The sequence below is a fragment of the Flavobacterium esculini genome (assembly GCF_048284325.1).
In the GTDB taxonomy this organism is placed as follows: Bacteria; Bacteroidota; Bacteroidia; order Flavobacteriales; family Flavobacteriaceae; genus Flavobacterium.
Map to the genome: position 1 here is coordinate 157,696 of NZ_JBLVPI010000005.1, position 12,647 is coordinate 170,342.

Genomic DNA, 12,647 nt, shown 5'->3' on the forward strand with positions numbered 1-12,647 from the left:
ACAATATAATTCAAAAAAAAGCTGTTTTATTACAAACAGCTTTTAATTAATCTACAATTTTCCTTCTTTTATTTCTTCAACAATTTCAGGATTTAATAATGTTGTAGTATCTCCAAAATTTGAATAATCCCCTTCTGCTATTTTGCGAAGAATTCTACGCATGATTTTTCCAGAACGTGTTTTTGGCAAGCCGGAAACAAATTGAATTTTGTCCAACTTAGCAATTGGACCAATGTGATCCGTTATGTGTTGATTAATCTCTTTAATAAGATTTTCTTTATTTCTGGTTTCTCCGGTTTCTTTTAGAATTACAAAACCATATAAAGCATTTCCTTTGATATCATGAGGGAAACCTACAATGGCTGATTCAGCAACTGCCGGATGTTCATTAATGGCATCTTCAATTGGAGCAGTTCCTAAATTGTGTCCAGAAACGATAACTACATCATCCACACGACCCGTAATCCTATAGTATCCTACTTCATCACGCAAAGCGCCGTCACCAGTGAAATACTTACCTGGAAAGGTAGAAAAGTAGGTGTCTTTATATCGTTGATGATCACCCCAAATGGTTCTGGCGATTCCAGGCCATGGGAATTTAATACACAAGCTGCCTACCACTTGATTGCCTTCAATTTCATTTCGTTTTTCGTCCATTAATACCGGTTGAATCCCAGGTAATGGCAAAGTAGCATAGGTTGGTTTAGTTGGCGTCACAAAAGCAATTGGCGAAATCATAATCCCACCTGTTTCCGTTTGCCACCACGTATCCACAACTGGACATCTCTTATCCCCAACATGGTCGTTGTACCAATGCCAAGCTTCTTCATTTATTGGCTCGCCTACTGAACCAATTACTTTTAATGATTTCAAAGGGAATTTTTGCACGTATTCTAAACTTTCTTTTGCCAAAGCACGAATAGCAGTTGGTGCCGTATAAAATTGAGTTACTTTATGTTTCTCGATGATTTCCCAGAAACGACTAAAATCAGGGTAAGACGGAACTCCTTCAAAAATTACAGTTGTTCCACCATTTAATAACGGACCATATAAGGTATATGAATGTCCGGTAATCCAACCTATATCAGCAGTACACCAAAAAATGTCGTTTTCTTCATGATTGAATACATTCTTGAAAGTATAAGCAGTGTAAACCATATATCCTGCAGTAGTGTGTACCATTCCTTTAGGTTTTCCTGTTGAACCAGAAGTGTAAAGGATAAACAACGGATCTTCGGCATCCATGATTTCAGCAACATTATTATCTGAAGCTTCGTCTAAAAGGGGCTGCAACCATTGGTCACGTCCATCTTTCATATTTACGGAAGTATTCGTTCTTTTTACCACCAAAACAGTTGATACACCCGGACAGTTTATCAATGCTTCGTCAATAATTCCTTTTAAATCAATGGTTTTGTTACCGCGATAACCTCCATCTGAAGTGATGACCATTTTACAATCGCTGTCATTTATTCTAGTGGCTACAGCTGAGGATGAAAATCCTGCAAAAATAACGGAATGTATGGCTCCAATTCTGGCGCAAGCCAAAGTGGTTATGGCCAATTCAGGTATCATTGGTAAATAAATACAAACACGATCTCCTTTTTTTATACCTTGTTCACGCAACACATTTGCCATTTTACAAACACGTTGATGTAATTCATTATATGTTATATGTAATGCTGTTTCTGTTGGATCATTCGGCTCAAAAATAATAGCCGTTTTATCACCTCTTTTAGCAAGATGTCTGTCAATACAATTTTTAGTCATATTTACTTTAGCTTCAGTAAACCATTTTACTTCGGCTTCCGCCATATTAAAATCGACAACTTTATCCCATTGTTGGTACCAAGTGAAATTTTCTTCTGCTATTTTACCCCAAAATTTTCTTGGCTCACGAACTGATTTATTATAATGTTTAAAATATTGTTCTAAATTATCAATTTTATAGTAGCTCATGTTTTTAATTTTTTATAAAAGTATTAAATCTCTTTCTATTCTTAAAATTATTTAAATTATAAATTCCTATATTAAATTAAATATTATATAATAAAAGCCATTTTTTAATGATAATTTGTTTGTTTTTTGCTATTTGGAAGAATTGTGATTAAAACAAAAAAAGCGAGATAGAATTTCTACCTCGCCTTTTATCTCAACAAAATTTAACAACAATAATTTTTAATAATAAAAATATACATTATTACTACTTAAATTGAAGCCTCTCAAAATCTAAATTTAGACATTAAAAAGTATCTAATTCTGTTTTTGAAAGGAATTACTTCACTTAACTTTCAAATCGTTCGAAGTTAAGTGAAAGTAATATGCATCCATATCTCTTTTTTCTTTTAATAAGTGCTTACTAATTCAAAATATTATGGATTCAAATGATATAATGCAAATCCCAACACACCCTAATGTGTGTAATTCCTAATTTTTATTATCCTATTTTTTTCATAGCCGTCATAGATTCTCTCAACCATTCTCCTACTTCTTCAATAGGGTGTTGACGAATACTTTTATTTACTGCAATAAGAACTGCATTATCCACTCCGTTAGAAGTTGAGAATGGTTTACCAATTACGTTAGTGTCTACAGTTTTCATAAAATCAACCAATAGAGGTTTACAAGCATGATCAAACAAGTAACAACCATATTCTGCAGTATCTGAAATGATTCTGTTCATTTCATATAATTTTTTTCTTGCTACTGTATTAGCAATTAAAGGCAATTCATGTAAAGATTCGTAGTAAGCTGATTCTTCAATGATTCCTGATTGTGTCATTGTTTCAAAAGCTAATTCTACACCCGCTTTAACCATAGCGATCATCAAAACTCCATTGTCAAAATATTCTTGTTCTGAAATATGAGCTGCTGTTGGAGCCGTTTTTTCAAAATTAGTTTCTGCAGTTGCAGCTCTCCAAGTCAATAAATTAACATCATTATTGTCCCAGTCAATCATCATGTTTCTTGAAAATTCTCCAGAAATGATATCGTCTTGATGTTTTTGGAACAATGGACGCATGATATCTTTCAATTCTTCCGAAATTTCGTATGCTTCAATTTTTGCAGGATTTGAAAGACGATCCATCATATTTGTAATTCCACCATGTTTCAAAGCTTCAGTTACAGTTTCCCAACCGTATTGAATTAATTTCGAAGCATAAGCTGGCTCGATTCCTTTTTCAACCATTTTGTCGAAACATAAAATCGAACCTGTTTGTAACATTCCACAAAGGATTGTTTGTTCTCCCATTAAATCTGATTTTACTTCAGCTACAAATGAAGAGTTCAAAACTCCTGCTCTATGTCCTCCAGTAGCAACTGCATACGCTTTTGCTTGTTCGAAACCTTCTCCGTTTGGATTATTTTCAGGGTGAACTGCAATTAAAGTTGGTACACCAAAACCTCTTTTATATTCTTCACGAACCTCAGATCCGGGACATTTAGGAGCACACATGATAACCGTGATGTCTTTACGAATTTGCATTCCTTCTTCTACGATATTGAAACCATGAGAATACGCTAATGTTGAACCGTTTTTCATCAAAGGCATGATTGCTGTTACTACAGCTGTATGTTGTTTATCTGGTGTAAGATTACAAACCAAATCAGCAGTTGGAATTAATTCTTCATAAGTTCCCACTTTGAAACCATTATCAGCAGCATTCATGTAAGAAGCTCTTTTTTGGGAAATTGCTTCTGCACGCAATGCGTAAGAAATATCTAAACCTGAATCTCTCATGTTTAAACCTTGGTTCAAACCTTGAGCTCCACAACCTACGATAACTACTTTTTTTCCTGCTAATGCTGTTATACCATTTGCAAATTCTGATTGATCCATGAATTCGCAAACGCCTAATTGTTCTAATTGTAATCTAAGTGGTAATGAATTGAAATAATTTGCCATCTTTTTTTATTTAATGATTTTAAAATTTAATACTTGAAATTTTGATTGCTGCAATAGCGCTCTATAAAGTGTTATTGCAAAATGAATTCTATTTAAACTCTTCTAATAATGTTGATATTTCCATTTTTTCTTTGGAAACCGATATTCTCCCTGAACGTACAAACTGCATGATTCCGAAAGGTTTTAATTTTTCATATAGTTCTTCAATCTCAGAGCGTCTTCCTGATTTTGAAATCACAAAAAAGTCTCTTGATACGGTAACAATTTCTGAATGACTTTCTTTAATAATATTTTGTATTTGTCTTTCGTCAAATAATAAACTCGAATTTATTTTGAACAAAGCACTTTCTAAGAAAATAGTTTCTTCATCAACATGATAAAAGGCTTTGATTACTTCGATTTGTTTTTCGATTTGGCCTACAATATTTTGTACCCACTTTTCAGTTGTATCTACTACAATGATGAATCTGGAAACATTTTCTATTTCTGATTCGGATACATTTAAACTTAAAATATTGATATGGCGTTTCAAGAATATTCCTGATATTCTGTTTAATAAGCCAACGTTGTTTTCTGAATAAACAGAAATGGTGAATGTTTTATTTTCCATAATATTAACTTAATCTCATCTCAGAAACCGATGCTCCTGTTGGAATCATTGGGAATACATTATTTTCTTTTTCTACCATAACTTCAAGGAAATAAGATTCTTTTGAAGCCATCATTTCAGCAACGGCAGCATCTAAATCTTCTCTTTTGGTCACTTTTTTAGCTTTAATATAATAGCCTTCAGCAATCGCTATAAAATTTGGATTAATCATCTCCGTAGAAGCATATCTTTTATCAAAAAACAATTGTTGCCACTGACGTACCATTCCTAAAAATTCATTGTTCAAGACTACAATTTTCACTGGAACTTTAGTTTGAAAAATGGTTCCTAATTCCTGAATGGTCATTTGAAAACCACCATCACCAATAATAGCGACCACTTCACGTTCTGGCATTCCCATTTTGGCACCAATAGCAGCCGGTAAAGCAAATCCCATAGTTCCTAAACCACCCGAAGTTACGTTACTTTTTGTAGAATTGAATTTGGCATAACGACAAGCAAACATTTGGTGTTGTCCCACATCCGAAACCATAATTGCGTCACCTTTAGAATGTTTGTTAATCATTTCAATAGTTTCTCCCATAGAAATTCCTTCTTTCTTAGGTTTTAACTCCTCATTGATTACTGCTTCCAATTCAATTTTATACATTTCCTTGAACTCATTGTGCCAAGATTCATGTGTATTATTTTTTATAAAAGGAAGTAAGGCAGTCAATGATTCTTTGACATCAGCTAAAACAGCGACAGTTGTTTTAACATTTTTATCTATTTCGGCAGGATCAATTTCAAAGTGAATTACTTTGGCTTGTTTTGCATAAGTAGCTAAATTTCCTGTAACACGATCATCAAAACGCATTCCAAGGGCGATCAAAACATCACATTCATTAGTCAACAAATTAGGACCATAATTTCCGTGCATTCCTAACATTCCCACATTCAATGGGTGATCAGTTGGCAATGCCGAAAGTCCTAAAATAGTCCAAGCAGCAGGAATTCCTGATTTTTCAACTAATGCTTTTAATTGTTCTTCGGCTTCGCCAAGAATAATTCCCTGACCAAAAACAATATATGGTTTTTTTGCATTATTAATTAATTCCGCAGCCTTTTTAACTTTTTCAATATCTAAAGTCGGTTTTGGGTTGTAACTTCTAATGCTGGTACATTTTTTATAACTAAATTCAATTTCGTCAAATTGCGCATTTTTTGTAATATCAATCAATACGGGACCCGGACGACCAGATTTTGCAATAAAAAAAGCTTTAGCAATGATTTCTGGTATTTCATGTGCCTCGGTAATTTGATAATTCCATTTGGTAACCGGAGTCGAAATTCCGATAATATCGGTTTCCTGAAATGCATCTGAACCCAATAAATGTTTTCCTACCTGACCTGTGATACAAACCATTGGAGTAGAATCAATTTGAGCATCAGCAATACCGGTTACAAGATTTGTTGCTCCAGGACCTGAAGTCGCTATGGCAACTCCAACTTTTCCTGTTGCTCTTGCATATCCCTGAGCCGCGTGAGTTGCACCTTGTTCGTGACGTACTAACACATGCTGTAATTGATCTTGGAATTTATATAATTCGTCGTAAACAGGCATTATGGCACCTCCTGGATAACCATAAACCAAGTCTACTCCTTCTTCTAATAAGCATCTAATAACGGCTTCTGCGCCTGATATTTTATTTGTTCCCATGGGTACGTTTATTATTTTTCCTCCCCACCACCTTCTCCATAAGAGAGGAAGCCGAGATTGATATAGTATTCCTATTTTTTACTTTTAAAATAAAAGTCCAACCCTATTTTCCCTTTCGGGAGTTAGGGGATTATTTATCGGTTACACATCCTTCAGAGGCACTGGAGACCGAACGCATATATTTAAGTAAAACTCCTTGTTTAATTGGTGATTCTGGTTGAACCCAGTTGGCTTTTCTTTCGGCAAATTCTGCATCAGATATTTTCATATTGATGGTGTTTTTCACAGCATCAATGGTAATAACATCACCGTTTTCTATCAATGCAATTCCTCCACCTTCATAGGCTTCGGGAGTAACGTGTCCTACCACAAAACCGTGAGAACCTCCAGAGAAACGTCCGTCAGTAATCAAAGCGACAGTACTTCCTAACCCAGCTCCCATAATGGCAGATGTTGGTTTTAACATTTCAGACATACCCGGGCCACCTTTTGGACCGCAGTACCGAATGATCACTACGTTTCCAGGCTTAACTTCGCCTCCTTGTATTCCTTTAATTACATCTTTTTCATTTTCATAGACTACTGCTGTACCTTCAAAAAATTCTCCTTCTTTTCCGCTAATTTTAGCCACACAACCTTCTGAAGCTAAGTTTCCGTATAGAATTTGAATATTTCCAGTAGCTTTTAATGCTTTTTGGATTTCATGAATAACTTCTTGACCATCATGTAAATCAGCAACTGAAGCTAAGTTCTCAGCAATTGTTTTTCCGGTTACCGTTAAACAATCGCCATGTAAAAAACCTTCTTTCAATAAATATTTCATTACTGCCGGAACACCACCTACATTATGTAAGTCTTCCATTAAGTATTTCCCACTTGGTTTCAAGTCAGCAAGCAAGGGTGTTTTATCACTAATGTCTTGGAAATCTTTCAATGTAAGATCAACGCCTACTGAATGTGCCATTGCAATTAAGTGCATAACTGCATTCGTAGAACCACCTAAGACAGCCACTATTGTAATCGCATTTTCAAATGCTTTACGAGTCATAATATCTCTAGGCTTAATATCTTTTTCTAGTAATATTCTGATGGCGCGACCAGCATCAGCACATTCTTTTTTCTTTTCTGGACTCAAAGCAGGATTAGAGGAACTGTAAGGCAAGCTCATTCCTAATGCTTCAATCGCTGATGACATTGTATTAGCTGTGTACATTCCTCCACACGCACCTGCACCTGGACAAGCATTTTGTATCACACCCTTAAAATCTTCAGGTGTAATAGTATTGTTGAATTTTTTCCCTAATGCTTCAAAAGCTGAAACAATATTCAAATCTTCACCTTTCCATTTCCCAGGATGAATCGAACCTCCATATACCATAATGGAAGGGCGATTTACTCTACCCATAGCCATCAAGGCTCCTGGCATATTTTTATCACAACCTGGAACAGCAATCATACCATCGTACCATTGTGCACCCATAACAGTTTCAATAGAATCTGCAATTACATCACGGGAAACCAAAGAAAAACGCATTCCGTCATTCCCATTTGAAATACCGTCACTTACACCAATCGTATTAAAAATCAAACCAACTAAATCTGATGCCCAGACGCTTGTCTTAATATCTTTAGCCAAATCGTTTAAGTGCATATTGCAAGGGTTTCCATCGTAGCCCATACTCACGATTCCTACCTGCGCTTTTTTAAGATCTTCTTCAGTTAATCCAATTCCGTACAACATGGCTTGAGAAGCTGGTTGTGTTTCATCTTGCGTGATTATTTTGCTGTATTTGTTTAATTCCATTATATGATTGTTTCTCTATTTTTTTAATTTATTCCAAAAAAAAACCTTCCAAAATTATTGGAAGGTTTTAAATATTTTTTTAATTATATCTATACCATTCCTGTTGCATATGTGATTACCACATTGACATTAATAATTGAATAAATAATAGTTCCGATTTTCATTTTTTTTATTTGTTTCAAAAGTATGAAAAACAAATAGAACAAAAAAATAGAACCTTAAAATTATAAGCACTTTTCAATTATTAAATGCATTTTGATCATTGTTTTATTAAACAATAGTCGATTGTCCTATTTGGACATTATCACTTTTAAAATATAAATCGTCTTTACTTAAAATGACATTCGAAATAAAGTCTCCAACTTCATTTGTACCAAATTTTGAATCTGCTTTCAAATCTATTGTCACCACATTATATTCAATCGCTTTTTCTACTGCTTCATAGACTTTTTTTGCTTCTTTATGAAGTCCAAAATGTTCTAAAAGCATTGCTGCAGATAATATGGAAGCAATTGGATTTGCTATGTTTTTTCCTTTTGCCTGCGGATAAGAACCATGAATGGGTTCAAAAAGTGCATTTTTATTTCCTAATGATGCCGAAGCCAATAATCCTATAGAACCTGTAATAACACTAGCTTCATCAGATAATATATCTCCAAATAAATTTTCGGTCAAAATGACATCAAATTGTTTTGGATTTAAGATGATTTGCATTGCAGCATTATCAACAAAAAGAAAATCCAATAGTACATCAGGATAATTTTCGCTAACTTTTTTCACTACATTTCTCCATAATCGAGAAGTTTCAAGTACATTGGCTTTATCCACCATCGTTACTTTTTTACGTCTGTTTTGTGCCGCTTTAAAAGCCAAATGAGTAATTCTGGTGATTTCTTCTTCTGAATATTCGCATAAATCAGAAGCTATTGTACCAGCATCGTTCAATTTTTTCTCCCCAAAATAAACACCTCCGGTGAGTTCTCTGAAAATAGTAAAATCTGCACCTTCGATAATTTCTCTCTTCAAAGGAGAAGAATCCAATAATGATTTATATGGTTTTATAGGCCGGATATTTGCAAAAAGACCTAATTCTTTTCTCAATTTTAATAAACCTTGCTCCGGACGAACTTTAGCGCTAGGATTGTTGTCGTATTTGGGATCACCAATAGCGCCAAACAAAACTGCATCCGTATTAATACAAAGATTAAGCGTTTGCTCCGGAAGAGGGTTTCCTGTTTTATCTATCGCAACAGCTCCCATAAGAGCATCTTCAAAAACAAATTCATGATCATACACTACACCTATAGCATATAAAGCTTTCTTTGCCTGTAAGGTCACCTCTGGCCCTATTCCGTCTCCTGGCAATACTGCTATTTTTAAATTCATGGTTTATTTTTTGTATAATTATACTATTGTAAATAGTTCTTTTATTAGCTTCTTATTAAATCGCTTTGTATTTTACAAGCTTCAATAATTTGATGAATATCATCATCTAAAACTTCTTTTTTGATATCGGCAAATTTTAAGAACTCAACATAGACTATATCTAATTGCACTTTAGTAAGTTCATATCCTACCTTTTTTGCTCTGTATGCCAATGCTGCTCTACCACTTCTCGCAGTAAGAACGATTGAAGACTCATTGACACCAACATCCAAAGGATCCATGATTTCATAAGTTGCTCTGTTTTTAATCACACCGTCCTGATGAATTCCTGAACTGTGTGCAAAAGCATTAGCGCCAACAATCGCTTTATTGGGCTGCACCATCATTCCCATACTTTCAGAAACCAAACGACTCATTTCGTTCAACTGTTTCGTATTGATATCAGTATATAGATTTAAATAAGGATGTTGTTTGAAGATCATTACCACTTCTTCAAGTGCAGTGTTTCCGGCTCTCTCTCCTATTCCATTTATAGTACATTCTATTTGTCTTGCACCGTTTACTGCACCAGCAATAGAATTAGCAGTTGCCATTCCTAAATCATTATGACAATGACAAGAAAGAATAACATTTTCAATACCTTTTACATTTTCTTTTAGGTATTTTATTTTTGCTCCATATTCTTCCGGTAAGCAATATCCTGTAGTATCAGGAATATTAAGTACAGTAGCACCTGATTTTATAACTTCTTCACAAACTCTTGCCAAGAAATCATTATCAGTTCTACCAGCATCTTCAGCATAAAATTCTACATCTTCAACATACGATTTGGCGTGTGAAACTGCAAATTTCGCTCTGGCGATAATATCTTCTCTTGTAGTATTTAATTTATGTATTATATGTGAATTTGAAGTTCCGATTCCAGTATGAATACGCGGTTTTTTAGCATGTTTTAAGGCAGCTGCAGCAACATCAATATCATTTTTTACTGCTCTGGTTAAACCACAAACAGTTGCATTTTTTACAATCTTACTAATTTCAGAAACAGACAAAAAATCACCTGGACTAGAAACAGGAAAACCAGCTTCAATAATGTCAACACCCATTTCGTCTAAGCGATTGGCTATAACGAGTTTTTGATTGGTATCTAATTTACATCCTGGGACCTGTTCTCCATCTCGTAAAGTGGTATCAAAAATTTGAACTTTCTCTCTATTCATTTTCATTTATTTAATGTAATTTCACATCTCGATAACAAATTTATATTTCATTACTTTAATATAAAACTCATTTTAACGAAATATACTGCTTATAAAGAGAATTAATACTTTATAAGTAATTGATTTACAATTAATTAAGCTACAATATATTACAATGGCTAACCATCAAAAAGATTTCTTATTTGTATTAATAAAATCCCTTTCAAAGTCTGAAAAAAGACAATTTAAGATTTTTGCGAGCCGACTCGAGACAAGTTCAAATACAAAATTCATCGAATTATTCAACATTTTAGACAAATCAGAAGTGTATGATGAGAAACTTATCTTGAAAAGTGGTATTATTAAAAAAGTACAATTATCCAATTTAAAATCCTATTTATATAAACAAATTTTAGTAAGTATTCGATTGAATATTCCGAGTCAAAACATTAGGTATCAGCTTAGAGAACAAATTGATTTTGCGGCGATACTATATAATAAAGGCTTGTACAAGCAAAGCTTAAAAATCTTGGATAAAACGAAGATTCTGGCTTTAGAAAATGATGAAAAACTCATGGCATATGAGATTGTAGAATTCGAAAAACTAATTGAATCGCAATATATTACCCGAAGTATTCAAGGACGCGCTGATGAGTTAGTTATTCAGGCGAAGGAGTTGAATTATCGTAATACTATTTCCAGCAAATTATCGAATTTATCCCTGCAACTATATGGTATTATGCTCAAAACGGGTTATGTAAAAAGTGACGAGGAGTACAAATATATAGACGACTATTTCAACAAACATATTTCTAAATTCGATGAGAAAAAATTTGGATTTCGAGAAAAATACTGGTTTTACAATGCCAATCTTTGGCATAGCTTTTTAGTACAGGACTTTTTAGCCAGCTATAAATATGCCTATAAATGGGTCAATCTCTTTTATGACAACCCCAATATGATTTATCTCAATCCCGTTTTTTTCCTTAAAGGAAACCATTATTTGCTGGAATCTTTATATATGCTCAAATACAAATCAAATTTTAAAAAATATTTGGTTTTATTAGAAGAAACTATTAAAGATCCTCGCTTTCCGGTGAATGATAATATTGCTTCTTTATCATTCTTATATTTGTATAATAACAAATTGAATTATCATATTTTAGAAGGCACTTTTGCCGAAAGTGAATACTTAATCCCTGAAATTTTAGAAAAGTTAAAACTACATAGTGAGCATCTTGATGAACATCACGAAATGTTGTTTTATTATAAAATTGCATCAATTTATTTTGGTAACGAAAAATATAATGAATGTATTTTTTATTTAGAGAAAATCATAAACAACAAAAATCTAACGATGAGGGAAGATTTAATGTGTTTTTCTCGAATTCTTTGCCTGATCGCCCATTATGAATTAGGAAAAGATTATTACTTGGAAAACCAATTAAAAAACACCTATAAGTTTTTATTAAAAATGAATGATTTGCATGAAGTTCAAAAGGAAATCATGCGATTTATGAAGAACTTAAACTCCATTTATCCTGGTGATATCAAAAAAGAGTTTGTAAAAATGAGAGAGCGATTTATCGAATTAGAAAAAAACACCTACGAAAAAAGAGCGTTTCTTTATCTTGATATTATCTCTTGGCTCGAAAGCAAAATCGAAAATCGTAAAATAAGCGATATCATAAAGGAAAAAGCGAAATTGAGTAATCGATAAGATTTAAGTTTTCTTTTATTCCCTTCCGTCTGACTGGACTCATCTTTAAAAGTATTTAATCTCAGATAATCATTTTTTATTTGATTAAAATGATACCCATTTTTTATGGCAAGCTGTAAAATAAAAATAGTTCATTTTCTTTAATCCTATTTTTCGATTCATTCATCAGTTTTTATTTTTTTCTTATTCAATAGCCCATAATAGAAAATCATCGAATATCAACAAATTAATGTTTTCTATTTTTTAGAATTCTTTTATATAGAATTTATCAGTTTTTTAGTTTCATTTGTTTGAAAAAAGGTATTAGATTAGCACTAAACCT

Annotated in this window: 8 protein-coding genes; 1 reads left to right on the plus strand and 7 read right to left on the minus strand. The window is 33.3% G+C overall.

Annotation, left to right across the window (positions count from 1 at the left end):
• Positions 1 to 51 precede the first annotated feature (51 nt).
• From acs to ACNQGG_RS06515, 7 genes are all read right to left on the minus strand, one after another.
• Positions 52 to 1,959: an acetate--CoA ligase gene (gene acs, locus ACNQGG_RS06485; protein WP_417962300.1), complete on the minus strand. Its 1,908-nt coding sequence runs from the start codon at positions 1,957 to 1,959 to the stop codon at positions 52 to 54.
• 478 nt (positions 1,960 to 2,437) lie between these two features.
• Entirely contained in the window at positions 2,438 to 3,907 is a 1,470-nt protein-coding gene (gene ilvC / locus ACNQGG_RS06490) for a ketol-acid reductoisomerase (RefSeq protein WP_417962303.1), read from the minus strand.
• Positions 3,908 to 3,995: 88 nt separating this feature from the next.
• Positions 3,996 to 4,517 carry an acetolactate synthase small subunit gene (gene ilvN, locus ACNQGG_RS06495; protein ID WP_417962305.1) on the minus strand — a complete coding sequence of 174 codons (522 nt, stop codon included), beginning with the start codon at positions 4,515 to 4,517 and terminating at the stop codon, positions 3,996 to 3,998.
• A gap of 4 nt (positions 4,518 to 4,521) precedes the next feature.
• On the minus strand, positions 4,522 to 6,216 hold the full coding sequence (gene ilvB / locus ACNQGG_RS06500; protein WP_417962307.1) for a biosynthetic-type acetolactate synthase large subunit: 1,695 nt from the start codon (positions 6,214 to 6,216) through the stop codon (positions 4,522 to 4,524).
• 130 nt (positions 6,217 to 6,346) lie between these two features.
• Positions 6,347 to 8,020 (minus strand): dihydroxy-acid dehydratase, encoded by a 1,674-nt coding sequence (gene ilvD, locus ACNQGG_RS06505; protein ID WP_417962309.1) that lies wholly within the window; start codon positions 8,018 to 8,020, stop codon positions 6,347 to 6,349.
• A gap of 270 nt (positions 8,021 to 8,290) precedes the next feature.
• Entirely contained in the window at positions 8,291 to 9,406 is a 1,116-nt protein-coding gene (leuB, locus tag ACNQGG_RS06510; protein ID WP_417962312.1) for a 3-isopropylmalate dehydrogenase, read from the minus strand.
• A gap of 44 nt (positions 9,407 to 9,450) precedes the next feature.
• The gene (locus ACNQGG_RS06515; RefSeq protein ID WP_417962314.1) at positions 9,451 to 10,626 is read right to left on the minus strand and encodes a 2-isopropylmalate synthase; all 1,176 of its coding nucleotides are present in this window, start codon (positions 10,624 to 10,626) and stop codon (positions 9,451 to 9,453) included.
• 154 nt (positions 10,627 to 10,780) lie between these two features.
• Here ACNQGG_RS06515 and ACNQGG_RS06520 point away from each other — a divergent pair, with 154 nt between their 5' ends.
• On the plus strand, positions 10,781 to 12,325 hold the full coding sequence (locus ACNQGG_RS06520) for a hypothetical protein (RefSeq protein ID WP_417962316.1): 1,545 nt from the start codon (positions 10,781 to 10,783) through the stop codon (positions 12,323 to 12,325).
• Positions 12,326 to 12,647 lie beyond the last annotated feature (322 nt).